The sequence below is a fragment of the Vibrio sp. MACH09 genome, assembly GCF_033238805.1.
GTDB lineage: Bacteria > Pseudomonadota > Gammaproteobacteria > Enterobacterales > Vibrionaceae > Vibrio.
On record NZ_BSFZ01000002.1, the window covers coordinates 1,453,849 to 1,479,235 of the forward strand.

Sequence of the window (25,387 nt, forward strand, 5' to 3'; positions counted from 1 at the left end):
TTCTGGCACAAAATTAACACACTACAGTTTGATTCCATGATAATATTCTCACCCTCATTGAACCCACATCACTAGAGTGACAGCAGGTTCAACACTTGTACTGAATCTAATAACTAACTGAGCCGTTAAAAGTTGACCAATGTACCTAATGCACTCTTACGTGCAGCTAAGGTAACGTATGCTTACTTGTTGATTACTTAGCTATCAAATTTTAACACTGGTTCAGTGATAGAGGTGCCTATGCAAAATGACATCCAGATCTGTCGTAATACCCCACTTCAAAACATTGCCAACATCGCTAAGAAGTTTGGTCTCAACGCTGAAGAGTTTTCATCTCACGGGGAGCATAAAGCAAAAATCTCACTAACCAGTTTAGAAAGAAATAAAAACAATAAAGACGGAAAACTTATTCTCGTTACAGCGATTACGCCAACCCCTCTTGGTGAGGGAAAAACCGTCACCACCATTGGTCTTGCCCAAGGCTTAGCGAAATTAAATCACTCTGTTGCAGCTTGTATTCGGCAACCTTCTATGGGGCCGGTGTTTGGCGTTAAAGGGGGTGCAGCAGGCGGAGGATTCAGTCAAGTCGCACCAATGGAAGAGTTGAACTTACACCTTACCGGTGATATTCATGCGGTTACCGCCGCTCACAACTTAGCGGCAGCGGCGATTGATGCTCGCCTCTATCACGAAGAAAAACTAGGCTATACCGCTTTTGAACAAAAAACCGCATTAACAGCCGTTAAAATCGATAAAGAGAATATCGTATGGCGACGGGTGATGGATCATAACGATCGCGCCCTACGAATGGTCACGATTGGTAAAAACCAGCAAGATAAAACCGTCAACGGAATAGAAAGAGAAGAAGGCTTTGATATTTCTGCCGCGTCTGAGCTTATGGCAATACTGGCATTAGCAAGCGACCTACGCGACTTACGCCGAAGGATTGGTGCTATTGTTTTAGCCTACAACCTCGACGGTGAACCAATTACCGCAGAAGATTTAAACGTTGCAGGGGCAATGACGGTCACCATGAAAGACGCCATTGAACCGACGTTAATGCAAACACTTGAAGGAGTCCCAACTCTTATCCATTCAGGACCGTTCGCAAATATCGCTCATGGTAATTCATCCATCATTGCCGACAATTTGGCCTTAAAACTGACCGACTATACCGTCACTGAGGGTGGATTTGGTTCTGATATGGGCTTCGAAAAAGCCTGTAACATTAAAGCGACCGCTTCTGGTAAAGCACCAGATTGTGCCGTGATTGTCGCTACCCTTCGTGGTCTAAAAGCCAACTCCGGCGTTTACAATCTAAAGCCCGGACAAACTCTTCCAGAGTCCATTTTTGATGCTGACATTGACACTTTAAAAGCGGGTTTTAGTAACCTAAAATGGCACATCGAAAACGTCACTCGCTACGGCGTACCCGCTGTTGTAGCGATTAACCGCTTTCCACAAGATAGCCAGCAAGAATTAGATTTATTGAAATCTTGGATTGAAGAGTTACAACAACCAGTAACTGCAGAAATAAGTGATGCATTTAGTCAGGGGGGCGAAGGCGCCATGTCTCTGGCTAAAAAAGTCGTCAAAGCATGTGACAACGAGTTTACGTTTCAGCCTTTATATAGCAATGACGATAGCTTAGAAAACAAGATCATGACGGTGTGCGAAGTTGGATATGGTGCTCGGCAGGTCAACCTAACGACAAAAGCAAAACAACAATTGCGTCGTTATAAAGCCCTAGGTTACGACAAGCTCAGCGTCTGTATGGCAAAAACGCCTTTGTCCATATCGACAGATCCTAGCGTGAAAGGGGCGCCTAGAGACTTTGATGTTGATATTCGTGAATTAAAGCTCTGTGCGGGTGCGGAGTTTATTTACGCACTATGTGGAAATGTAATGACAATGCCCGGTTTACCGGAAAAACCGGCATTTATGAACTTGGATATTGATGATGAGGGCAACGTTGTTGGTTTAAGTTGAATGCGGTGAAGCTATGCGTTTCATTTAAGCAATTAGCAATTATCGAGTTAACTGAATCACCCTCTATTAATCTTATAATTGCTAATTATTCGCTAATATAAATGTTAGCTCTACACGGCGATTGCACGCCTTGCCCGGTACCGTGCTGTTATTACAAGCTGGTGCATGTTTTCCATAACCACGGGTATAAATCGCCCCAGAGCTCACTTTACCATTCATTAACTGCTGTTTTACTTGCAAGGCTCTATTCTCTGACAACGAGTCATTCAACTTATTGGTTCCAGTGCTATCTGTATGTCCGTCAATAACAATATCTACATTAGGTTGATTGGCTAAATATACAGACAGCGCATCTAACCACTGTTTAGAGCCTTTAGATACCTTGCTCGAACCAGTATTAAAGTTAATCTTCTGTTTCAATTTGATCATTAAGTGCCCACCAGGCACCACTTCGTGCTCAATGCCTTGGCTCGACAAAAAGGCTAATAATCCTTGTAGCTCTTCACTGCGGCGCTGTCCATATGGCCCTTCAACACTCGGTGTTGACATGTTCGCAACCGGTTCGTCAGGTTCAGCCCAATCGGGGTGCAACAGTTGTGACTCATCGCGGGGGGCGGTATCTAACATAGACATGGCTTCCATATCCATACTACCGCATCCGGCTAAAACCAATAATAGTAATGCACTCAATATTTTCACGGATTCACCATGTTAGATACTTTCAAAAATCCAATAACTATAGCTATCGGCTGAAAATTGATATTCTTTACAGCTAAGTTTTGCAAATTGAGGCTTTTTTCCTTACCAGTGAAATTGTAGAATCATAAGCCACGTTTACAAATTGTTAATATAGCATGCATAAAAAAATCTTTACTGCCTTAATTACTTTAGTCTCAGCTTTGATCTTAACGGCTTGTAGTGAGAGCAACACACCTCAACTCGACAAGCATTTTTCAAAACTTCCTCATGATGTGACTTCTTATGGTCTATCCCCTATTACAGAGGTATTTTCACTGACTTGTGGTCACTGTCTAAATATGGAAGAGCACCTTCCTGAAATAGAAAAGCTGACAAACCAAACCATTGGTAAAGTACATGTCACTTTCAACCAAAGTGCCAAAGTTAGCGCGATGTTTTATTACACCGCAGAAATGCAGTTTGGCAAAAAGCCACCAAGCGAATTTTTGCAACGTCTGTTTAAAGCAATGCAACAAAGGAATATCACCGATCAAGATCGTCAAGCCCTACTTGAAGGCATTTATACCGACGCAGGCATAATCAGCCCTTATCAACTGTCTAAAAAACAGTCTGCTTCCATGCTACAACTTGTCACCGTTGCAGAAGAGATCTCTAGTAAAGCTGACATTAATTCTGTTCCAAGTTTTATAATTAAAGGCAAATACCTGTTGAATACAGAGGAACATAAAGATATTCAACAGCTAGCCGACACCATTAACTTTATTCTTTCTGACCCTAATTTATAAGGAACTAGGCATGTCCAAAATTATCTTCCCGATCGTTATATTGGTTTTAGCGGGATTCTTTATTTATCGCACTTGGAACAACAATAAACTGGCAAACGAGAACTTTGAGCTAGGGCAAGCATTTTTGGCAGAAAACAGTCAAAAAGAAGGGGTAATCACCACAGAAAGCGGTTTGCAATACCAAGTGCTACAACAAGGAACGGGAACCGTTCATCCGGGCGCGAACACCACAGTGAAAGTCCATTACCATGGAACATTAACGGACGGAACCGTATTTGATAGCTCAGTAGAGAGAAATGAACCTATCTCTTTTCCACTGAATAAAGTGATTAAAGGCTGGCAAGAAGGTGTGCAGCTTATGGTTGAAGGCGAAAAAGTCAGACTGTTTGTACCAAGTACGTTAGGCTATGGTAAATCAGGTTCTGGTCCTATTCCCCCAGCTTCAGTGCTTATTTTTGATGTAGAGCTGCTAGAAATACAGTAACAACGACTCTAGTAATTGAAAATGGCGGACACACCGCCATTTTCATTAGAACTGACCCGCTTGATGACTTTAACTCTGCACAAGTGGCATGAATTCAAAGCCAGAAGCGGTCACCAAGATACAATCCATTCCAGCTGCATGAGCAGCTTGCATTCCCATTTCAGTATCTTCAAACACCACACATTGTGAAGACTTTATGGCTAAGTTTTTTGCCGCCAGTAAGAAAGTATCCGGTTCAGGCTTATAATTCTCTACTTCACTAGAGGTAACAATACTATCGAAATAGTCCGTTAATTTATGGTCATCGAGCAGGCTCAAGGCATTTTGTCGCTGACTACCTGTGCCCAGTGCAATTTTTTTGTTTCCGTGAACGGCGCGAAGCACATCAAATGTATGCGAAATAACGTTGCCCTTCTCTTCTAACGCAGCAAAACTTGCCATTTTATAATCTGCGACCTGATAGACATCTAACGTTTTTGAATAACGAGCATTGATCGCTTCCGCTATTTTGAAGCTAGGTTTGCCACCCATACTATGAATCCACTCTCTATCAAAAGGGACATTAAAGTGGTCAGTGGTGGCTTGCCATGCATGCAAATGTGAAGGCATTGTATCTATTAAAGTGCCATCCATATCAAAAATCACGGCTTGATATTCGGATAGGTCAATTTTCATCGCGTTTTCCTGTAGAATTGATGTCGGGAGTATACCCAATAATAAAAGAATAAGGATCAATATGTTAAAAATTTCTAATAGTGTTGAACTCAGCGAATGGGAGATTCAACTCACAGCAATTCGCGCACAAGGTGCAGGAGGTCAAAACGTTAATAAAGTTTCCAGCGCGATACACCTGCGTTTTGATATTCAACATTCAACCTTACCGGACTTTTATAAGCAGCGTTTATTGCAGTTAAAAGATCAACGAATTACTAAAGAAGGGGTTGTAGTCATTAAGGCACAGCAACATAGGACTCAAGAGAAAAACCGTGAAGATGCCTTGTTTAGATTGCAGCAGTTGATTCAGTCGGTTGCTAAAGTGGACAAAGTTAGAAGAGCTACCAAGCCGACGAAATCGTCACAGAGAAAGCGTGTCGACAACAAAACACAAAAAGGAAAACTAAAAGCGCTACGAGGCAAAGTCCGTAGCGCGGTCTAACCCACGAACTTGACCTGCTTAAATCCAATTAACCCCATACCTGTTTCATCACCATCCTTAATCAAAAAGCTTCCTCACCACTCGTATTGACTGTTCCAGTACATTGAACAATTTATCCCTGTTTTGCTGATACTGAGCAATCGGATCTGAATTCGATTCAATTTCTAAGCAAAGTTGATGAAGTTCATTCATTCCCATCGACCCTGCGGATCCTTTCAACTTATGCGCAAGCTGTTTTACCAGTAAAAAATCTGCCTGCTGTTCTGCTTGTTCCATTTGTGAAAGAATATCGTGACTGCTGTTGTCAAAAAGAGTGATTAGCTGGCAAATTTTTTCATCTCCCAGCGCGAGTCTATCCTCTTCAATTACCGCTAAATTTACCGATGACTGAGTGTCTGAGGTCTCTTGAACCATTTGGGGTAAAAGCAGATCTCGTTCTTCTATACATGCTTGAACCAGATCTAACAAATTCTGTTTATTAATCGGTTTTGGCAGATAAGCATCAAATCCGGCTGCTAAATATTCTTCGACTTCCTCATTAAATACGTGGGCAGACACAGCCACCATTGGTATAGGTTGACTATCAGGACGAAGTTGTTTCTCCATCGCTCGTAAGTTTTTCATTAACTCAACGCCATTACAATCGGGCAAGTTAATATCAAGCAGTGCAATATCAAACGGTTGCTGTTTAAAGAGTTGCTCCGCATGAGCTCCATCTTCAGCGATCACCGTATTGTGGCCCGCATTTGATAAGAAGCCCTCTGCAACCAAACAGTTCACCGGGTTGTCTTCTACCATGAAGACTTTCGCTTTAAGTCGATTTGTTGCTTTTGATTTTGTTGATGGCTTACTTATGGTTTCACTGGTCTTATCCAATGGAATAGAGAACCAGAACCGGCTGCCTTGACCAGGTTCAGAGTCAACATTTATATCGCCACGCATTGCTATCACAATTTTTTTGCTAATTGCTAGCCCTAAACCTGTACCGCCTAGTTTCGCTTTTTCACTACCCACTTGAGAGAAGGCATCAAACAACAGTTTCTGTTCTTCTTCGTTAATGCCAATTCCACTATCCGTTATTTCAAAAATAACTCTTTGCGGATCTTGAGGATCTAAACTAACGTATAACTCCACCTCACCTGTTGAGGTGAATTTTATCGCATTGCCGACTAGGTTGTTTAGTACCTGACTGATGCGGTTTGGGTCACCAATCCAAGAACCCGCCAAGTCACTCTCTATATGTTTATAAAAGCCTAGCCCCTTCTCAATAGCTCTACTTTCCATCAATTGATATATATCAGTGACCACGTCAGAAAGGCTGAATACCTCTTGCCGAATCTCTAGCCTGCCTGCTTCTATTTTTGAGTAATCCAACACATCATTTAAAATGGCCAACAGCGCGCTACCACTTCGGTTGATCACGTCTACGTAGTAACTTTGCTTTGAGTTCAAACTGGTGGACTTAAGTAGTGTCGCCGTTCCTAACACACCATTCATTGGTGTTCTAATTTCATGACTCATGGTGGACAAAAATGCTGTTTTTGCTCGGTTGGCTTGCTCCGCTTCTGAGCGAGCTAACGCATGTTTTTGCACTTCCTGATTTAATCGATCATTTGCGTTTCGTAGCTGTTTGGTTCGTTCAGTTACCGTCTCTTCTAAATGCTCTTTATGTTGCTCTAATTCTAATTTCGCAACCGCTTCACTTTTGGCAACAATTTGCAGCTGCTCTGCCGTATCCCGCGCGGTAACAATGGCTCTTCCCATTTCCGCCAGTTCGTCTTTACCCTTAATTTTAAGAGAAAAATCCAGCTCACCACGAGCAACCGAACGAATTGCATCTGAATACTCATGTAATTTTTTAATCACCGATAAGTACACAACATTCCACAGTATAAAACTCACCGAAATCAAACCGAGTAGCGATAACACCACAAGTGACCACTTAGCATAGATAAGCGTTTGATTTACATCTTCTACCGCGCTGGCGGTGTCGGCATTTGACTCATCCACCAACAAATTAACTGTCTGATTTAACTCTGAAAACTGTGTTAAGCTCTGTTCTTTTAATCGCTCAACGTTTTGAGCATTTTTATAACGTTGCTCTAACAAATCAAATACCCGCTGACGAATAACCAACTTATCAACCAGTTCCTTCATCTGTTCAGAACGAGTGGGATCCTCTACTGACAAAATACGCCGCTTCATGATGTTTAGGTTGCTGTTAAATTCTGAACTCAATTGCAAAATACGGTCAAAATCGGTAACCGTTTTTGATTCTTCGATTTGAGTTAGCATCCTAAATGCCAGCAAATGGAGCTCATGGAGACGTTCAGAGAGATCTAAGTCCACTTCTATTAAATTATCTAACGCGGTATAAACTTGTTCTTTATTACCTTTATCCACTAAATCATAAATGTGAGTGACATTGGCAACGGCAATGGTACTGGTATTGGAGACTTGTGTGCGGGTGAGTGTTTCCAACTCATCGGCAAAAATTCGCATTTCATCAACTTGTATAGAAATCTGGCGCTCAAAATTGAGTTTTTTTTCAACGACGACACCTAAGTCTGCAATGGTATCAATAACACTTTGGACTCGTTCTTCTAGCGTATCAAGTACATCAATATCGAAAGGTTTATCTCCTAATTCTTTGATATTATTTAATAGCAGCTCAAGTTCACTAACCATTTGGCGGCCAACCTGCTGGCGCCCCGTCTCTGTTTTCACATCGGCTAAATAACGAACTGAGGAGAGAATACGAGTACTATGTTCTGATACTTCCCGTGCTTGAATCATCGCAGGCATGGCTGAATCCACAACCTTACGCTCCGTTTGAGCAACAAAAGAGAAACCTGAGGTACCAATAGCCACGGCTAAAATTAGCAAGCCTGCCATTGATGCAAAAGATAACAGAAGTTTTCTGCCAATACTGGCTGATGCCAACAACATAGTAAAACCTTGAAATGAATACTTCTTAACTTGAACTTTATAGGATATATTTTATTGAGTGATCCGCAATAACCCATTGGCAGATGTTATACCTAAAACACGTTACTTATTGTCTTTCTCTTATTACTGCCATTTTATTCGGTACAAACAGTGCTGCTTATGCGCAAGATACTGCGTATGCGGACAATAGCTCCAAATCTCGCAACAAGGTTTGCGCAATCTACCCTCACCTTAAGGATTCTTACTGGATCTCCGTCAATTACGGCATGGTCACTGAAGCGCAAAATAAAGGCATTAATCTAAAAGTGTTCGAATCCGGTGGCTATCCAAATATTAATAAACAACGAATACAGCTGATGAACTGCCGCCAATGGGGGGCAGATGCAGTCATTCTCGGTACCGTTTCCCCCGACGCTTATAAAGGTCAGATCGAACAGATTATTGGCGACATTCCTCTATTCTCGACCGTCAATAAACTGTTGGTAAGCGAAGAAGAACAGTCAAATTTAAAAGGTCAGGTGGGAGTAGATTGGTATTGGATGGGTTATTACGCAGGACAGTACCTCGCACAAAAACACCCTACTGGTTCAGGAATAGTTCGAGTAGGCTGGCTTCCTGGACCTAAAACCAGTGGAGGCACCAAACCCTCAACACAAGGGTTCTTTGACGCAATAGAGCACTCCGATGTGGTCATTATGCGTACATTCTGGGCAGATAATGATAAAGAGCTTCAGCGCAACTTGATTCAGCAAGTACTTGAAGTACCAAATATCGATTACATCGTTGGTGGTGCGGTAGCTATAGAAGCGGCAATTAGCGAAACCAGAGCAGTAGGTAGAAACCGTGACATCGGATTGATTTCTACTTATTTAAGCCATGGGGTTTATCGTGGATTACTCAGGAATAAAGTACTATTTGCCCCCACGGATAAAATGGTAATGCAAGGCAAACTTTCGGTTCAACAAGCTTATGCCTATTTAAATGACAAAGAGTTTCAAACTAAGATGTCACCTAAAATCGAGAAGTTAACCTCTCACTCTTTGGAACAAACCATTATAGAAGATTCGCTGTCTCCTTCTGAATTTCGGCCTATTTTTAGCACCGGGACTCAAAAGTGATAGCAACAATTTACAAAAATATATGTCGACGGACGATTACACGTTAACGGAAACTAAAATGAAAAAAACCACTAGAACCATTCCTGCACACAAGCACATTGCTTTAGTTGCTCACGACCATTACAAGCCAGAGCTACTTCGCTGGGTTTTAGAGAATAAAACCAAACTTCAAAGCCATTTTTTATATGCTACTGGCACCACTGGTACCATGTTAAGTAAAGAGACAGGTCTAGCGATAAAAAGCATGATCAGTGGCCCTATGGGTGGTGATCAGCAGCTTGGTGCACATATCTCTGAAGGAAAGATTGATATGTTGATTTTCTTTTGGGATCCACTAAATGCGGTACCGCATGACCCAGATGTTAAAGCGTTATTGCGTATTGCCAGCGTATGGAACATTCCTGTCGCAACCAACCGCTCATCTGCAAAATTTTTATTTGAATCTAAACTTCTTGATGAAGAAGTGGTAATTGAAATTCCAGATTATGCTTCTTACCTAGCGGATCGTACTGAGTAAGCAATCCTCTTTATTATAATTAATTAAGCGTTATTCCGTTGAATAGCGCTTTTTTTATGCTTGTCTGTTCTGCCCGTTAACAAGAAACACCTCATTGAGTCATTGTCGCTAACCCTATCTTCCGTTCAGTTTTAAAGGCACCCCTCCAAAGATTCTCTCTTCTTGGCCGTTCCCTAAGTCAGAAAATTTTTTTATATCAAAATAACTCTCATTAGTTCAGTTCCACCCATAAGGGTAAATATGTGAATAATTTCCACCAATAACGTCATTTCAAATGAGTTAATCTAATAAAACGCAATTAAATGTGAAATATATCTTGTATTGACCACTAAATGTGATTAGAATCACACTCAAATTGAGACATACAACAAACAAAAGAGGAAAATTACATGAAAAATAATATTGCAGAAGCGTACTTAGGTCAGAAAGCAGCAAAAAAAATGGCAAGCGAACTTAATAAGAAAACGGATGGCAAACAAAAAAATAGTCTTCTGGCTGCGATCATGAGAAGAAATGCACTAACCGTTAGCGCTTAATAATTTTAGAACCGTAAACTTTTCACCAATAGGAGAACTTAATGAAAAACAACATTGCCAACGCTTACATCGGTATCCGCAGCGCAAAAAATTTCAGCAAAAAAGAAAAGAAAGAAACCAGCAATTTAATCTCTGCACTACTCATCAGAAACGCAGTCTACTGCCACTAGTTCGCAGCAAGTAAATTTAGCTTATACAAGAATATAGATATCAACGTTAAGCCACCGTATCTAATACCAATAAAAACAATTAAATCATGCAATATCAATTGCTTGTTAATTTGTAAGTCCAACCAATCATGGTTGCCGACATTCACTTACAATTGACGAAATAATTTTATCCTTGGTTAACGTTTAAATATCTATTATTTCAGAAAGTAGCTAAACAGACACTAAATAGCCGTTTATTATAAACGGCTATTTTGTTTAGAATCATATGGCTGTATTCAATTTAGATGGTTATTTCTCACTCCAAACCGCCATTTCATTGCCACTAGGCTCAGTAAAATGAAAACGTCGTCCGCCGGGGAACTCAAATATCTCACGAGTTACCGTTCCACCAGCTTGGATTATTTCTTGTTCTATTGCAGCTAGATCATCGCTATAAAACACTAGTAAAGCACCACCAGTTTGCTGGGTAGACGTCGCATCAGCACGGAAAAAGCCACCCATTAAACCATTTGCTACAAACGCGGTGTAATCATCACCATAATCTTCAAACGTCCATGCAAATACATCGCTAAAAAAGGATTTCGTTTTACTTAAATCAACAGCGGAAAATTCAATGTAGTTAATCGACTTATTATCAAATTCCATAACACTCTCGCTTTGTTACCGGTTTTCTATATTAATTTATCAGCTAGTTTTTCTTTACAATAGCATAGCCGTCACTTATCAACTCTTCCACAAAACACGATTGTGATGCACCACTTACGATCCATACCTTATGTTTTGCCCGTGTTAGCGCCACATAAAAAAGCCTACGTTCTTCAGCATGAGGGTAATTATCACTATTGGCGCAAATAACGGCACCAATATGAGGTTGTCTTTCGACCGCTGGGAACTGCCCTTCGTCAACACCGACGATAAAGACGTAATCAGCTTCTTTACCTTTACTCGCGTGGCAGGTCTTAAAGTCTAACTGTAGCTGGCTAAATGTCGCACTCCAGTCATCAAAGGCATCGGGCTTATGATAATGATTTCGACCAAGCATCAGAACCGATACAGGCTCGGCACATTTTCTATTGAGATCCGCTAACGTTTTCTCCAATTTCTTATTGGCAATAACATAGACAGCTTTCTGCTTCTGGTTAGTAAAACTCGTTATCTCTTTTGCCAGTTGATTGCTGTTCTTCTGAATAAAGCGATCGGCAACTTCTGCGATTTTAGAGTTAAAGCGATATCCAATATCCAGTGAATGAATAGTCGAACTTACAAAGCGATCGGCAAAGCCTGTGGTTAAATCTACGTCGGAGCCGGAGAATTGATAAATGGATTGCCAATCATCACCGACGGCAAACAGAGAGGCTTGTTTGCTCTCTTTTTTATCAGTACATAACGCTTCAATTAACTGCAGACGATCAGGAGAGATATCTTGGTATTCGTCCACCATAATATATTTCCATGGCGATTTAAATTTACCGCTTTGAACCACCTTAGTAGCCCTCGTGATCATAGAATGAAAATCAACAAGGTTATTCTCCTTTAACTCTTTCTGCCACGCTTGATAGCAAGGCCATAGCAAAGAGAGTTCGCTGTTTAGGCGAGGATAATCAGCATCAGCAATGAGTCGTTGCTGTAACTCTTTTTTGCTCTGATGCGCCATGCATAGGTGATCCAGCTGATTGCTTATCCATAGTGTCAATTTAGGGTTCTCAGTTTGACCAATCAGTTCATCGTCCCCTTTTAAATAAGCAATCGGCCAGTTTGAAAGGTGTTTTTGCCAACGCTTGTAGTTTGCGGCAACCGTCCATTGTTCTTTTAACCACGCAGAGCACCACGCTTTTTTCTTGGCATCATCGGTTGCTAACGGAGAGAGTTGAATAGGCTCTGACAGAGTCGTATTCAGTATTTTAAGCCCTAACTGATGGAAAGTATGTATAGCCACCTTTTCTGCGGCTAACCCTATTTTGTCAGACACACGAGACTGCATTTCATTCGCAGCATCGCGACCAAATGCTAGCATTAGCATCTCTTCAGCTTGAGCTAGGTGGCTCTGTAATAAATAGGCAATTCTCGAGGTTAACACGCTGGTTTTTCCGGTACCTGCCCCTGCCAATACCAGATTATGATCATTGTTCAGCAACACCGCTTGCTGCTGAGATAGGTTAAGAGGAGAGTGCTCTATTTGATTAAATAGTACCTCCCAGTTTTTCCGCTCTTGCTCTAGCCAATGTTCATTTCTTTCATCGACGTTGTTTTCTATGTTATCTAACCAGCTTGCAACAAATTCCAGCGCCTCTGGCAGCTTTTGCCTCGCTTCTTCCAACGATATGCTCATCTGTTGTAGATCATCAACCAACATGTCCCGCCATTGATATAAGCTAGAGTCAGCTAGGTAAGCGGGTTGTTTAATCAATAATCTTAATTCTTCTTCCCATTGAGGCAATTTAGTGTATAGCTGACTGCACTGCTGTTTGTGCCACTGCTGATATTTTTCTAACGCTTCACGGGCAAACAACTTACACCCTTTCCAAGGTAAGCCTTGAACTTGCCATGCGACTCTCTTGTTCTCTTCATTGTGAGCATAAATCGTTATGGTTCCCCAAAGCAGGCCACGCTCTATTTTGATCTGGCCATTCCATACAGAAAACGGAATTTTTTCTTCAACACGAGGAGATGAAAGAATCAGACTCTCTGGCTGTAAAGCTATTTGTCTATACTCATCTTGAAGAAAAAATTGAGCAGAACTGTTTGCTGTTAACTCCATGTGGCCTTATTACTACCTTAGTCCGGAAATGAATATGTAGAGTACTATAGGTTTCACTAATGGAGAAAGAAAGAGTTGCAATTAACTTATACTCAAATGACCTCAAGTTAAAAATTCAGAGCAACATCAACAAGTTCAGTTGACAAGAGAGAGCCCAAGCCCTCAATCGTAAAGTTGTCTGCTGCAAAAATAGCCATTTGGATTGGCCGCCAATAGCACAACTTTATTCCTTCCTGAGCAAGCCGTTTAATACCATTTCAATTAATCTAATTCAGCTCTGTTTTTTCTACAGGAACAAAATTCAATCACTGTTGATGAAAATCTCTGTTTAAACTGGCTATTACATTGAATAAATACTGTTTTTTTATTATTTATTCTGTCATTCACGATATAATCCCATCAACGTCATATTCTTGGTTAATTAGATATCAACTGTGTATAAAACTCACAACATCAGGCCGTTTTTAGCCAATCCAACCGTTAGCTACAGCGCACTCATTTTTACAGCGTTAATCGGCGCCACTATTCCTTCCTTGCTGTTTAAAGAGATCAACACCATTACCCCATTAATATTGGGTGTCATCGCCGCGGCATTAACGGAGTCTGATGATAATTTCAAAGGCCGCATTAAGGCTCAATTCTTAACTTTACTCTGCTTTGCTATCGCCACTTTCTCGATAGAGTTGTTGTTTGACTACCCTATTTTCTTTGCCATCGGGCTTTTTAGCTCAAGCATACTGTTTATCATGCTAGGAGCCATTGGTCCTCGATACGCCAAGATTGCCTTCGGTTCACTTTTAATCGCCATTTACACTATGTTAGGAGCCGATAAAAGCGTTAACTTATGGTTTCAGCCAGCCCTGTTGCTAGGTGGTTGTTGCTGGTATTTTTTGTTATCAATGATCTGGTATGCGGCAAAACCAATGCAGCCTGTGCAACACAGCCTCTCAACTGTTTTTGAAGCGTTGGCGAACTACTTTCAAGTAAAGCGAGAGCTATTTCATCCGGTTTCCGGATTGATCCCTCAACCTTATCGAATTAACGAGGCACAACTAAATGCCAAAACGGTTGCCGCGTTAAACCACTGTAAGTCGACCTTTTTAGCTCGTTCGAAAAGAGGACAAGTAGACGGTCCCAGTGACCGCTTTCTCAAGATCTACTTCCTAGCACAAGACATTCATGAGCGGGTAAGTTCCAGTCATGCTCGCTATCAGGATCTTGCTGAGGTTTTCCGGTTCTCAGATGTGATGTTTCGCTTTAAAACCCTATTGGAGATGCAGTCTATCGCATGTAGTGATATATCTAATTCTATACGCCTCGGGGTGCCATATAACCATGGTAACAAGACAAAAGCGGCGTTAGCTGAGCTTAATGACTCCATCGTCCACATCGAACAGCAAGGCAACCCAAACTGGCAGGTGTTTGTTCCTCAACTTAAGTATCTTTTTAATAATCTCGCCACAATTGAAGAGCAGCTTTCTAATATCGACAACCCTGATGCACTTCCTGAAGAGATGGAAGATACGTTAGAGGACACAGAAGCGCATACTATAAAAGCGATGTGGCAACGAATAAAAATAAACCTCACACCATCGTCACTGCTGTTTAGACACGCTATTCGTCTATCATTGGCATTGACCTTTGGCTATTTGCTTATCCAAGCTTTCGCTATCGACAATGGGTATTGGATTCTATTGACCACTCTTTTTGTTTGTCAGCCTAACTACAGTGCCACAAAACAGAAGCTTATTTCCCGAGTGGTTGGAACTACAGTTGGCCTGTTAATGGGTGTTCTGCTTCTTTATCTGTTTCCTTCCAACACGGTCCAATTGGCCGTTATCATCTTATCTGGCGTAGCCTTCTTTGCTTTTCGAGTCAATAACTACAGCTACGCAACCGCTTTTATCACTATTCTTGTGTTATTTTGCTTCGATCAATTGGGTGAGGGTTACGCAGTTGTATTACCAAGGCTGGCGGATACCTTAATAGGTTGCGCACTCGCGGTTTTATCGGTCAGTTTTATCTTGCCTGATTGGCAATCAAAACGGCTACATAATGTTATGTCGGCGTCCATCACTTCAAACAAGTTATATTTGGCTCAGATCATCGGCCAGTATCGCATCGGAAAACAGAACGATCTTCAATACAGAGTGGCCCGACGTAAAGCGCATAATCAAAGCGCCCTACTTAGCTCAGCCATTAATAATATGTTGATGGAACCGGGCAAGCATCGCGGAGCAACCGAACACAGCTTTCGCTTTTTAACATTAAACCATGCCTTGTTAAGCTATATTTCAGCACTAGGCGCACATAGAACACGGTTAGATGATCATGTTACTCACCAACTGATTCTTGATGCTCACCGAGATATCCACGCGCATTTGGACGCCATTAGCCAACAATTGGATAACGAATGTGAAGCCTGCTTTATTGATGGAAATAACGAGCTTGTATCACAGAGATTAAATCAATGGCGTGATGATCAAGGTCCTTCTGCCAAAATGGTACTACAACAACTTCATCTCATTCACAAAATGCTACCGGAGTTACACCAACTCGCTGACGCTCTCGCGAGCAAGCCAGTCAAATTATCAAGAACGAAGGTAAAACGAAGAAGTAAACAGGCAAAGTAACCTCGTGCTATACGGGGTTGACTCTGTCGTTACTGTTCACCGCCGTAACTTGACCAATATTTCACTGACCAATCAATCTGGCTTCTCCTATTTAAACTTAAGGGTTCTCTTACATTTTTCGGACAATCCTTTACACAATCCGTACAAGTTGTCGTCGCTCTCGCTTGTATAATGTTTGTTAACCTAAAATTCACTTTATTTACGATACTCTTTGGCTATTGAGTTCATTGAAGTTTTAGGTTCATTTTGATTATCGGTTGAAATAGGCATTAAACGAGAGGTGACATTATGGGTCAGCAACAATTTGAACAACTTCAATCCGATGTTGTGATGTTAACCGCTGAACAACTCAAAGCACTACAAGATCAAATTGAAACAGAGTTGCTTAAAGAGCAATCTCCTCTATTAACTGAAGAGGAACTGACATTGATCTCTAGTTTATTTCGTTAATTTAGTCATCAAAGCGGCAAAATTTGAACAATTTGACATTAACGATTATTCTTACTATAGAACAGTAAAAGGTCATCAGACCTTGAGGATAGCGTCATGCCAGTCTCTTCCGTACAATCTGGTCAGCAAATAATACAGCAATCTCAAGCCATGGCGGATGAGGCCGCTCAAGAGATCGCTGAAGTTTCTAAAAGTAGTGACTTAGAGTTTAATAAGGTTGATTCATTGAAAGAGAATCAGCAACCAGACCAGAGTAAAGAGATGAAAGAACGCCCTGCATCGTTAGAAGATGCGCTAGCTAAGTTAAATCAATCACATACTTATTCTCAAGTGGGAACTAACGTTGTTCGTCGCTCTGATGAAATGGTTGGAACAATTCTCAACACACAAATATAATAACTTCACCCAAAGCTCATTTAATTTCTACAACTTATACCGTACAATAAGTTGATACTAACTGCGCAATTACTTCACTAACCATCTATTATTATTAGGTAATTAGCAGTGCGTTTGGATAAACTTTCAGCAATAGATCAAGGATAGGCATGAACTCTTCTCCCGCTAAATCAAAGCAGATAAAAGATTATTTAGAATTTGGCATGAAGCTATCCATTCTCATCAAGTTTGGCCCTCGTGATGAATATACACTTCAATCGACATTAATAGGCATGAAGGAAGGTCAATTCCTGTTGCTGGACCTTGCTCCTAAAGCTGTTGAAGATCTTATTACCCGCAAAACTAATAACGTACCTGTGGTCATTAGAGGTATTACGGATACAGAGTTAGGGGACATTATTGCCTTTAAATCGCAAATCATCACAGTGGTATCGCGCCCTACATGGCTAATGTTTGTCAAATTACCTTATAATTTTGAAACAAAACCAATAAGAGCGAATAAGCGATTTAAGTTGAGTTTGCCTGTTGAGGTCATTCATGAAGGAGAGAGCCATAAAGCGATACTTCGTGATTTGTCTTCTTCCGGATGTGGTATTTTATTTGAAAAACCAATAGAGCTAGCAAAAGGCATGGATGTTACGATAAAACCAGCTCTGGAGCACTTTCCCGAAACATCGCCAATTTGTAATCTCGTCAATGTTAGAAAACTTAACAATGGTCTATTTGTCGGCATCAAGTTTGATCAAGAAATAGAGTTAGTGGACAACTTAAAATACGAGATTTTTGAACACGCCATCGTTAATCGCTAATTCTTCTGAGCAGTCGCTCCTCATAACATCAACGGTATGAGTGATTAACTGCTCGGTTGTAAGTGCGTTTTATAGTAAAGCAATGCATCGTATAACGCCGCTTCTTTAATTGGTTTTACCATCACATAATTTGCCCCTGCATCGACAAACGCCAGTTTAGTACTTTCAAAGCCATCAGCAGTACACGCAAATATCGCGGTATTTAGCTTTAGTTCATTGCGAATAATAGACGTCACTTCAATGCCACCTAAACCTGGCATTTGATTATCCATTAAAATCAACTGATACTGCTGCTGTTTTAATTTCTCTAACGCTTCTAACCCATCTTTGGCCCAATCAACCGTTAAGCCATACTTCTCACAAAATGCTTTCGCAATAAACGCATTGGTTTTGTTATCTTCGACTAAAAGCACTGAAATAGGTTCATCAAATAATTGCCCCTTATTTGCTTCAATTCCAGGCAATGAACTTCCCGATTCCGTACTCTCAATATCCACCATTAAGTTTAATCGTATCGTTGTTCCCTGATATTCAGTACTCTCTATTTGAATATCACCTCCCAACATCTCTACCAGTAATTTTACAATGGAGAGCCCAAGTCCACTCCCGCCATATTCGCGAGTGATGGTACTTTCGGATTGAACAAAAGGTTCAAAAATAGATTCTAGATTCTGTTTGGATATGCCTACGCCTGTATCTTCAACAACAATCGTTAAACAGTGGTCATTCTCGTTCACTTTTTGTAGCGAAAAGCGCACTGATATTGAGCCGGCATGGGTGAACTTAACGGCGTTACTCAACAAATTGAATAGAATTTGGTTCAGCCGTACTTGGTCTGTTGATATTCGGGCGTCACTTGGTAACTGGTTTTCTACAATTAACTCAATCTGTTTCTCATCGCACAGCGGTGAGTAAATTCGTTCAATCGAACTCACTACCGTTGAAAATTGAAAAACCTTCTTGGTAATACTTAACTTTCCTTGTTCTATCTTAGAAAAGTCCAAAATATCATTTAACACCGCCAATAAGTGCTCTCCACTTTTATGAAGAACGTCTATCTTCTCTAACTGGTTTTCTTCATGGGTGGATTTTTTAAGTAACTGAGAAATACCAAGAATGCCATTAAGAGGAGTACGTATTTCATGGCTCATTCTCGCCATAAACTCAGCCCTCGCCGTTACTGCCTTTTCCGCCTCTAGTCGAGCATAGTTACTCTGCTTCTCAGCGTCGATCAGAGAGGTAATATCTAGCCCTTGACCAATAATCGAGTGCACACCATTTTCCAGCAAAATAGGTGACAAATTCCAGCGGTACACCTTATTTGATATTGGGATGTTAACCCCCGTCAATACTTCGCCGGTGGCTACCTTATCGATATGGTTCACGATACGTTGCTGAAACGTTTGGAATACGCGTTCTATATGAATATCATTTTCTTGAAAGGCCTTCTCCGCTGCTGGATTCATACGAATGATCTTGGCTTTGCTATCCCAAACAATAATCGGTGACAAAGCAAAATTAAACAGATCCTGAAACAGCTGCTCTTTTTCAATTAACTCTTCAAAAGTATTTTCCAGCGTATGGCCAATATGATCAAACTCAGAAACAATTGACCCTTTAAATGGTGATACCTTTCGCTGATCTCTAGCGATTTGAGTGTAGGCAACTAATGCTGCCAATTCTCCGGTTAATCGTTTCTGAATCAATACTCTAGCTAACAGTGCTGTTGCAAGAATGGAGAGTATGGAGAAAAACAGCCCCAGCTTGTAGTTATCTTCTAGCAGTAGAATACTGGCGTTATCTTGCAGGACATATAGGCTGATCGGCGTCTCTATACCATCAATTTTTAACCCTATGTTGTTAAATAGATAATCGCTATGCTCGTCGGTAGGTATAACGGTATGTGCTTGTATGCTGTTATTCGCGTCACTGTCTGATTGCTGCGTCGGCATTATAGTGGACGCCACTCGCTCACCATCTACCAACAAAACAATGTCTTGTGTATTACTAACGCTTTTTAGGCTTTCAACCATTGAGAAGTTATTATCAAGCACCACCACAATATAAAACCTAGCCAGCACCTCGCCATTATAGGCTTTAATAATTGGCATCCTACGAATGAGTAGGTGCTTGTGATCATCTTCTGTTCCTAACGGGGTGAAATGCCAATTATTGTTATAAGCCACTTCGGTCGTCAGCTGTTTGAGTTTTTCACTCTCAATACCAAAGAATAGCGCGTTACCATCATCCCAATATAGCTTGTTATCTCTAGTGATAAATCGAAAGTCTGGAGTATTTTTTAGATCGGCTTTTTCTACCGAAAAGAAATAATCATCAATTTGTGCTTGTTCATTTTTCTCAATAAATTCTTGTAAGGTAACACTTTTCGCTTGGCTATTTTGATGGGTTGTCATTGTCCCCAGTTTGTAATCGAAGAGGCTTTGCAACAGCGTAGAGGTCTGAGTGAGGTTTCTTTCTATTTCTTGATTCACCGCCGTTGCACTGTATTGAAAGCTAAAGCCAAGCAACAACACCACTAAGACAGTAAATACCAAAAAGATCAGCCGAACCGTTAAGCTGGCCATTGATCTTGGGTTATTGCGATCTGTGGTAAATATCATCGATCCGAGTACCTAAATGCCCTTTGCTTTAACATATCAATTCTCTGTGGATTATCGCTTTTGCTAATGATTTCAAAACTACCAGAATAGACGGTGGGAACCTGTTTTCCTTCCAAATCCCACTTTATCGCATCCGCCATCGCAACCCCGGTGTCATCATTCATTCTCATCACAGTGACATCTAACTCGCCGTTCTTAATGGCCTCAAGCTCAGCGGAGCCTCCACCCCAACCATTAACTTTTACGTTGTGCATGCCTAAATCCATTATTGCTTGTGAAGCACCTAGAGCAACATCCGTTGAGCAGGCGTAGACAAATTGCAGATCAGGATCTCGTGTTAAAGCAAGTTTGGTAGACGCATAACCGCTCTCTTTGGTGGCCTTGGTATAGAATGACGATGCTAGACGGTAGTTATCTTGATTACTCATGGCGTGGATAAAAGTGTCGCCTCTCGCGTCACTAATATACCCTTGAGAAAAGTACATTACGGAATATTTAGAGTGTGGTTTAACCGCAACTTTAAAATATTCCGCCAGAGCAAGACTGCCGAGCAAATGGTCGAAACCTACATATAAAAATGGTTGTTTAAACTGCCACGCACGCACCGGTGTGGTGATGTTTTGCAAAATGAGCTTTGTTTCCGAGCTATGCAGGACATGTTCAATAAATTTACGATGCCGGCCAGTGTCGAGGGTAAAGATTAAGTAATCGGTATTCTTCGCCAATGCTTCATTGAGAGATAGGTTTTGCTGACGAGCATCCTCGTTTGGCTTAGTCAGTACTTTTTCAAGAACAAACTTTATCTTGAGCTCGTTTAAGCGCTGTTCAAATGCTTTGATGTTTCTTCGCCAGTAATCAGAAACCTGTTCCCCTGGATACACCACAGAAACCACAATGGGCTTTATTTGATTACCTACCATAGGAATAGCAGTGCTGTTGACAGAAATATCTAAGCTTTGCGTTAGCTTTTTTTGCTCTGGAAAGGCTTTAAGGTAGTCAGGATAAGTCCAGTAACCACTGATATTCTTCATCGCATAGCTAAAAGGAGAAGCCGACAGTAGCACCAATAACATGGCAGAGATAATTGTCTTCATAAAATGGAGCTCACGTTATTGCGTCAGAAAAAACCGAGAATAAACATAAGTGTAAGTGACAACATAGCGATAAGGCAATCCAAGCAACAAAAAAGCCGTCATAAATCACCATGACGGCTAACAAAACTCACTATTGACCTTATATAAACAGGTTACTCAAACTAGTTTAGAAGGTTAACGCCAGATTAGCAGATGCCCCAAACTCATTACTATCCGCGTAAGACCCAGCCAAATCGATATTGACAACGTCAAATGGGCTAATACCAATACCGGCAGTGATTGAATTGTCCAAGGTGTTTTTAACATCGATTTGGTAACCGACTCTTAATTGTGCCCAGTCCCATGCATTGCCTTCTATACCCATGCGAACAAACTGAGTATCATCATCGACATTATTGTAACGAGACTGTTTAGTCAGATCCGCGTCTAATGCTGCTGTAAATAGCTGCGTAGCGTAAGCACCACCCACGGTGACCTGTGGCGTTAATTCATACTTAATCGCGGGATTTTGAGTCTTGATACTCTGTTTAAATAGGTCTTTAATGCTGACACCTAGCCGCCACTGCTCTTTTTGCCAAACGGCGCCTAAATCTAGGTTAAATGCGTTTTCCTTTCTTTCACTTTTGTCATAATCGTCAAGATCAAATTCCTCTACAGTCACAGATTCATAATAGGTTTTTAACTGCTGGTATTTTGGTGACAAACCAATAAGTACACTCTGATCTTCTTCAATCTCTATTTTTTTGGCAAACGCGATACCCACTTCTGTATAACCAAATGCGGCCAATTCAACTTTTGAATTTTCATAACGAGTTTCTGTATCTGCTTGGCTATCGCTCACAAAAGCTGCAATATCTGTCACACCGATGACTTCAACATAACCTCGACTGAATACATTTATCGCTACTTTATCGTTAGGGATAGCCACAGCAATACCGGCGTTAGCGGTCACTGTCAGCGGTTTATCACCATCAAGATTATCCAAGTGGGTATTAAGTTTGGCGATATTCGATGCGCTCGGACTCGCTTTAAAAGCATCAATGGTATCCTGTAAATCATCCACCTCTTTTAATGTTTCGTCACTGTCTCTTAGACTTGCACTGATCGCCGGTAATAGAAGCGCAACATCATCACTCTGCCGATAGTTTGCCGTTAACGCAGGGTTGTAATAGGGAGCAACTAAGTAGTCGGCAGATGCCACACCAGTGTTGCCCATTCCTGCTCCTCGACTGTCTGCAACACTGGTTGCCGCCAGAGCCGAACCGGATGCTATTGAAACGAATACTGCCAACAAAGTTAAAGACCTAACCGAAATTCTCATATCTACCACCTGACTATTCTATGAATTGTTATATTCATTGATAATATCAATATAAATGGAAAAACCATATAAATACATTAGTAGTAACTTAACTAATTTCACATTTTCGAGATGGTTTGTCGGACTGTTTTTTAGCTGTTCGGTAGAAAAGGCGTGATGGTGGCAAACGACGATAAAATTACTTGATTGATAATGTCGCTTGCTCAGCGATGATTCGTTCTTTGTTCTTCTTAGAAAATTGCTTAATTTGGTACTCTAAACGTAAAGCATTACTTTGACTGTCTAGCTGTTGACTCCACTCCAATACTAAAGGGCCTTTGCCTCTCAAGTATTTAGCGCCTTTACCCTGTTGATGCATTTTAAAACGACGGGGAATATCGGTAGTAATACCGCAATATAGAGATCGGTTTTGGGTACGGATAAGATAGACCCACCAAGTTGAACGTTGTGGGTCTTTCTCGTTCTCTTCCATTTTGCTTAACATGGCTATAGTAGAGAGTTAACCAACTCTTTTAACTCAGACAGTTCAGACTTGAGTTCTGACACTTCAGACTTTAACTCCGCTATCTCTTGTACCAATGGTTCAATTTGGCTATTTGCCCGGGAAGGAGCGAGCGGGGTTTCAGCCATATTATCCACATCGACTTGGCCGCAGAATTGGTGCATATAGCGGGATTCTCTTTTGCCCGCTTCTCTTGGTAGTTTCACTATCAGAGCGGTTTCAGCTTCTCCTTGAGACATTTGATCAAGAACGCTTTCTACCTCTTTAACATCACTAAACTGACATAAACGGTTGGTACGAGTTCTTAGCTCTCCCGGAGTTTGAGCTCCCCTCAATAGAAGGCTACATACAATTCCTTTCTCTTGGTCTGAAAACTGAAGGTCACCAAATTCAGTATTACAAAAACGGTGCTGATATTTGGAGACGCGGCTGTTGAAACTGCTCTCATCATTAACAAGGCGTCTTGATATTAAATGGTCGACAGCATCGAGAACATCCGACTCTGACAATGCCATTACCGGTTCTCTATTGCTTTTTTGATTACAGGCATTGGTCAGACTATTTAATGATAAAGGGTATTGATCTGGTGTCGTGGCTTCTTTCTCTAGCAAGCAGCCAATCACTCTTGCTTCAATTTCATTCAACTCAATTTTCATTATTCATCCTTTTCACTAGAGTTGTTAACCTTGATAGTACTAACGTTATGTGAGAACTAGTGTTCATGCAATACAGGGATACGAATCAATTCACCTTTTTCATTAATTAGCGCAATAGATGAACGATTAAGCTCAATATCGACTGACTGCAACTGCTTACGAGCTAATTTATAGGACTCTTGTAATCGTTGTTTACTCTGTTTTTGCGCTTGTTGTTTTATCATCTCACTGGTTATCCGGCTTCAAATTGACTGGTCTGTTTTGCTCTTAATGTACTAAATTGTAATTTTACAATGAGGCCGTTAATCAGTTCAATCACTACCTCGTCTCAACTCAAGATAACAAAGCCATACTTTACTAGCTAACAAATATCTTCAAACTAAGTGATGGTATACCCCAGTAAACTCATGCCGCTTATTTAGCGACGGTTTATTGCCCCCGCTCAAAGCACTGATTAAGAAGCATCATCATTCTACAGCGTGAATCCGTAACAATTAGCAGAAAGCAATAAAACGAATATCCTTGATTTAAAGACTGTAATCGAAGCGATCAATGTGCTTTAATTCCATTTATTAGTCGTTATTATTTAGGATATTTTATGAACAATGTATTTGAAATTGTTAATCAGGCACGCCGTAAAAACAAATTAAAGCGTGAATTACAGGACAACAACAAGAAAGTTCGTGATAACACGAAACGCGTCGAGCTTCTTGATAATCTACTCGACTATATCAAAGCAGATATGTCCCACGATCAAATTGTTGCTATCGTTAAAAATATGAAAGCGGATTATGAAGATCGAGTTGATGATCACATCATAAAAGGTGCTGAAATTTCTAAAACACGTCGTGACATCAGCCGTCGTATTCGCGAGCTTACCGAAGAAGATAAGCAAGCCCAAGGGAAAAAGTAACCCACACCCTTTATCACTCATATACTCAAATAACCTCAAGTTGTTTGTTCAGCGAGAGTTTATTGGTTTCTGATCAAGGCACCGATTTGAAGACATAGTCATTCTACGGCAAGAATCGGTAACACAGAGCAGGAGCCAATAAAACTCGCCCTTTGGGAGCGCATCAACATACCCATTTCTGCGTCAGATAATCTTGAAAGAGGATGCCATTCCTTCGATTATTTTTCTTCAATCGAACCTGTTGATGAAGCTCTGAATCCTTCACCTTGAGATCACTTGAGTATAACTATAGAGCCCCTCATTGACGGGCTCTTTTCTTCAAAACAACTTCTTTTCTGTATATTTCTTTTCAAAGTGATAAAGCAAAATGACGTAAAACGTTTGCGTAATCGCTAACTCTCTATTTCTTCATTTTTGTGGCTTTCATCACAGACTTTAAGCTGATATATTCCGATGCAGATTTAATACGAACCATTCGAGGCATGGAGCTTCCTCAGTTATCTCACGACGAGAAGAATTGGTACCGAGCAGTCGGCATTCAAGATAGAGGGTAATATAATGGATTTTAATATGGTTGAGATTATGGGTTACGTTGCATCAATTATGGTTGCAATCTCTTTAACGATGAAAGATATCGTTAAACTACGCGTACTAAACTTTATTGGTTGTAGTTTTTTTGTGGTTTACGGACTGATGATTGGCGCGATGCCTGTTGTGGCAACTAACGCATTTATCGCTTGCGTTAACGTCTACTTCTTAGTGAAGATGAACCAAGAAAAAAAAACCGCACAAGCTGAAGGCGTTAACGCTTAAACCAGCCAAAATTATAAT

At 40.9% G+C, this 25,387-nt stretch carries 25 protein-coding genes; 14 read left to right on the forward strand and 11 right to left on the reverse strand.

The window, feature by feature from the left end; translation table 11 throughout:
- Nucleotides 1–240: 240 nt before the first annotated feature.
- Complete coding sequence (locus CHJ_RS21780) at nucleotides 241–1,989, forward strand: formate--tetrahydrofolate ligase (RefSeq protein WP_317919017.1); 1,749 nt, start codon at nucleotides 241–243, stop codon at nucleotides 1,987–1,989.
- A gap of 81 nt (nucleotides 1,990–2,070) precedes the next feature.
- Here the strand turns inward: CHJ_RS21780 and CHJ_RS21785 are convergent, their stop codons facing one another.
- The gene (locus CHJ_RS21785) at nucleotides 2,071–2,688 is read right to left on the reverse strand and encodes an OmpA family protein (protein WP_317919018.1); all 618 of its coding nucleotides are present in this window, start codon (nucleotides 2,686–2,688) and stop codon (nucleotides 2,071–2,073) included.
- Between the two features lie 155 nt (nucleotides 2,689–2,843).
- Between CHJ_RS21785 and CHJ_RS21790 the strand changes: the two genes are divergently transcribed.
- Both CHJ_RS21790 and CHJ_RS21795 read left to right on the forward strand, forming a co-directional pair.
- Nucleotides 2,844–3,473: a thioredoxin domain-containing protein gene (locus CHJ_RS21790; RefSeq protein WP_317919019.1), complete on the forward strand. Its 630-nt coding sequence runs from the start codon at nucleotides 2,844–2,846 to the stop codon at nucleotides 3,471–3,473.
- 10 nt (nucleotides 3,474–3,483) lie between these two features.
- Nucleotides 3,484–3,957 carry an FKBP-type peptidyl-prolyl cis-trans isomerase gene (locus CHJ_RS21795; protein ID WP_171752527.1) on the forward strand — a complete coding sequence of 158 codons (474 nt, stop codon included), beginning with the start codon at nucleotides 3,484–3,486 and terminating at the stop codon, nucleotides 3,955–3,957.
- A 69-nt stretch (nucleotides 3,958–4,026) separates the two neighbouring features.
- Here CHJ_RS21795 and CHJ_RS21800 read toward each other — a convergent pair whose 3' ends face one another.
- Nucleotides 4,027–4,632, reverse strand: a complete 606-nt coding sequence (locus tag CHJ_RS21800) for a beta-phosphoglucomutase family hydrolase (protein ID WP_317919020.1) — start codon at nucleotides 4,630–4,632, stop codon at nucleotides 4,027–4,029.
- A gap of 61 nt (nucleotides 4,633–4,693) precedes the next feature.
- Here CHJ_RS21800 and arfB point away from each other — a divergent pair, with 61 nt between their 5' ends.
- Nucleotides 4,694–5,113 (forward strand): alternative ribosome rescue aminoacyl-tRNA hydrolase ArfB, encoded by a 420-nt coding sequence (arfB, locus tag CHJ_RS21805; RefSeq protein ID WP_171752529.1) that lies wholly within the window; start codon nucleotides 4,694–4,696, stop codon nucleotides 5,111–5,113.
- Between the two features lie 57 nt (nucleotides 5,114–5,170).
- On the opposite strand, the gene torS is transcribed toward arfB, so the two are convergent.
- Nucleotides 5,171–8,062 carry a TMAO reductase system sensor histidine kinase/response regulator TorS gene (torS, locus tag CHJ_RS21810; protein WP_317919021.1) on the reverse strand — a complete coding sequence of 964 codons (2,892 nt, stop codon included), beginning with the start codon at nucleotides 8,060–8,062 and terminating at the stop codon, nucleotides 5,171–5,173.
- 83 nt (nucleotides 8,063–8,145) lie between these two features.
- Between torS and torT the strand changes: the two genes are divergently transcribed.
- The 4 genes from torT (at nucleotide 8,146) to CHJ_RS21830 (ending at nucleotide 10,403) form a co-directional block, all read left to right on the forward strand.
- Entirely contained in the window at nucleotides 8,146–9,180 is a 1,035-nt protein-coding gene (torT, locus tag CHJ_RS21815; protein WP_317919022.1) for a TMAO reductase system periplasmic protein TorT, read from the forward strand.
- 58 nt (nucleotides 9,181–9,238) lie between these two features.
- Complete coding sequence (locus CHJ_RS21820; RefSeq protein ID WP_171752532.1) at nucleotides 9,239–9,697, forward strand: methylglyoxal synthase; 459 nt, start codon at nucleotides 9,239–9,241, stop codon at nucleotides 9,695–9,697.
- 389 nt (nucleotides 9,698–10,086) lie between these two features.
- On the forward strand, nucleotides 10,087–10,233 hold the full coding sequence (locus CHJ_RS21825) for a hypothetical protein (protein WP_171752533.1): 147 nt from the start codon (nucleotides 10,087–10,089) through the stop codon (nucleotides 10,231–10,233).
- 41 nt (nucleotides 10,234–10,274) lie between these two features.
- The gene (locus CHJ_RS21830) at nucleotides 10,275–10,403 is read left to right on the forward strand and encodes a hypothetical protein (protein ID WP_301338353.1); all 129 of its coding nucleotides are present in this window, start codon (nucleotides 10,275–10,277) and stop codon (nucleotides 10,401–10,403) included.
- A 288-nt stretch (nucleotides 10,404–10,691) separates the two neighbouring features.
- Here CHJ_RS21830 and CHJ_RS21835 read toward each other — a convergent pair whose 3' ends face one another.
- Together CHJ_RS21835 and helD are read right to left on the reverse strand one after the other, a co-directional pair.
- Nucleotides 10,692–11,048 (reverse strand): VOC family protein, encoded by a 357-nt coding sequence (locus CHJ_RS21835; RefSeq protein ID WP_317919023.1) that lies wholly within the window; start codon nucleotides 11,046–11,048, stop codon nucleotides 10,692–10,694.
- 43 nt (nucleotides 11,049–11,091) lie between these two features.
- On the reverse strand, nucleotides 11,092–13,161 hold the full coding sequence (gene helD / locus CHJ_RS21840) for a DNA helicase IV (RefSeq protein ID WP_317919024.1): 2,070 nt from the start codon (nucleotides 13,159–13,161) through the stop codon (nucleotides 11,092–11,094).
- A gap of 434 nt (nucleotides 13,162–13,595) precedes the next feature.
- Here helD and yccS point away from each other — a divergent pair, with 434 nt between their 5' ends.
- The 4 genes from yccS (at nucleotide 13,596) to CHJ_RS21860 (ending at nucleotide 17,449) form a co-directional block, all read left to right on the forward strand.
- Entirely contained in the window at nucleotides 13,596–15,794 is a 2,199-nt protein-coding gene (gene yccS, locus CHJ_RS21845; RefSeq protein WP_317919025.1) for a YccS family putative transporter, read from the forward strand.
- 288 nt (nucleotides 15,795–16,082) lie between these two features.
- Nucleotides 16,083–16,244, forward strand: a complete 162-nt coding sequence (locus CHJ_RS21850) for a hypothetical protein (protein ID WP_171752537.1) — start codon at nucleotides 16,083–16,085, stop codon at nucleotides 16,242–16,244.
- Between the two features lie 96 nt (nucleotides 16,245–16,340).
- On the forward strand, nucleotides 16,341–16,640 hold the full coding sequence (locus tag CHJ_RS21855) for a hypothetical protein (RefSeq protein WP_317919026.1): 300 nt from the start codon (nucleotides 16,341–16,343) through the stop codon (nucleotides 16,638–16,640).
- 149 nt (nucleotides 16,641–16,789) lie between these two features.
- Nucleotides 16,790–17,449, forward strand: coding sequence for a PilZ domain-containing protein (locus CHJ_RS21860; protein ID WP_171752539.1), 660 nt, complete (start codon nucleotides 16,790–16,792; stop codon nucleotides 17,447–17,449).
- A 44-nt stretch (nucleotides 17,450–17,493) separates the two neighbouring features.
- On the opposite strand, the gene CHJ_RS21865 is transcribed toward CHJ_RS21860, so the two are convergent.
- The 6 genes from CHJ_RS21865 to CHJ_RS21890 all read right to left on the reverse strand — a co-directional run bounded on the left by CHJ_RS21865 (nucleotide 17,494) and on the right by CHJ_RS21890 (nucleotide 23,867).
- A complete protein-coding gene (locus tag CHJ_RS21865) occupies nucleotides 17,494–20,070 on the reverse strand; it encodes a LuxQ periplasmic sensor domain-containing protein (protein WP_317919027.1) in 2,577 nt (858 codons plus the stop codon).
- Nucleotides 20,067–21,164 (reverse strand): substrate-binding domain-containing protein, encoded by a 1,098-nt coding sequence (locus CHJ_RS21870; protein WP_317919028.1) that lies wholly within the window; start codon nucleotides 21,162–21,164, stop codon nucleotides 20,067–20,069. The genes CHJ_RS21865 and CHJ_RS21870 overlap by 4 nt, the downstream gene beginning before the upstream one ends.
- Before the next feature lie 166 nt (nucleotides 21,165–21,330).
- On the reverse strand, nucleotides 21,331–22,485 hold the full coding sequence (gene traF / locus CHJ_RS21875; protein ID WP_317919029.1) for a conjugal transfer protein TraF: 1,155 nt from the start codon (nucleotides 22,483–22,485) through the stop codon (nucleotides 21,331–21,333).
- A 178-nt stretch (nucleotides 22,486–22,663) separates the two neighbouring features.
- Nucleotides 22,664–22,957, reverse strand: a complete 294-nt coding sequence (locus CHJ_RS21880) for a GIY-YIG nuclease family protein (RefSeq protein ID WP_317919030.1) — start codon at nucleotides 22,955–22,957, stop codon at nucleotides 22,664–22,666.
- A 14-nt stretch (nucleotides 22,958–22,971) separates the two neighbouring features.
- On the reverse strand, nucleotides 22,972–23,643 hold the full coding sequence (locus CHJ_RS21885; protein ID WP_171752543.1) for a YceH family protein: 672 nt from the start codon (nucleotides 23,641–23,643) through the stop codon (nucleotides 22,972–22,974).
- A gap of 56 nt (nucleotides 23,644–23,699) precedes the next feature.
- Nucleotides 23,700–23,867, reverse strand: coding sequence for a hypothetical protein (locus CHJ_RS21890; RefSeq protein WP_171752544.1), 168 nt, complete (start codon nucleotides 23,865–23,867; stop codon nucleotides 23,700–23,702).
- Between the two features lie 374 nt (nucleotides 23,868–24,241).
- On the opposite strand from CHJ_RS21890, the gene CHJ_RS21895 reads away from it, so the two are divergent.
- Together CHJ_RS21895 and CHJ_RS21900 are read left to right on the forward strand one after the other, a co-directional pair.
- The gene (locus CHJ_RS21895) at nucleotides 24,242–24,556 is read left to right on the forward strand and encodes a DUF496 family protein (RefSeq protein ID WP_171752545.1); all 315 of its coding nucleotides are present in this window, start codon (nucleotides 24,242–24,244) and stop codon (nucleotides 24,554–24,556) included.
- A 558-nt stretch (nucleotides 24,557–25,114) separates the two neighbouring features.
- Complete coding sequence (locus CHJ_RS21900) at nucleotides 25,115–25,369, forward strand: YgjV family protein (protein WP_171752546.1); 255 nt, start codon at nucleotides 25,115–25,117, stop codon at nucleotides 25,367–25,369.
- The last annotated feature ends 18 nt before the right edge of the window (nucleotides 25,370–25,387 follow it).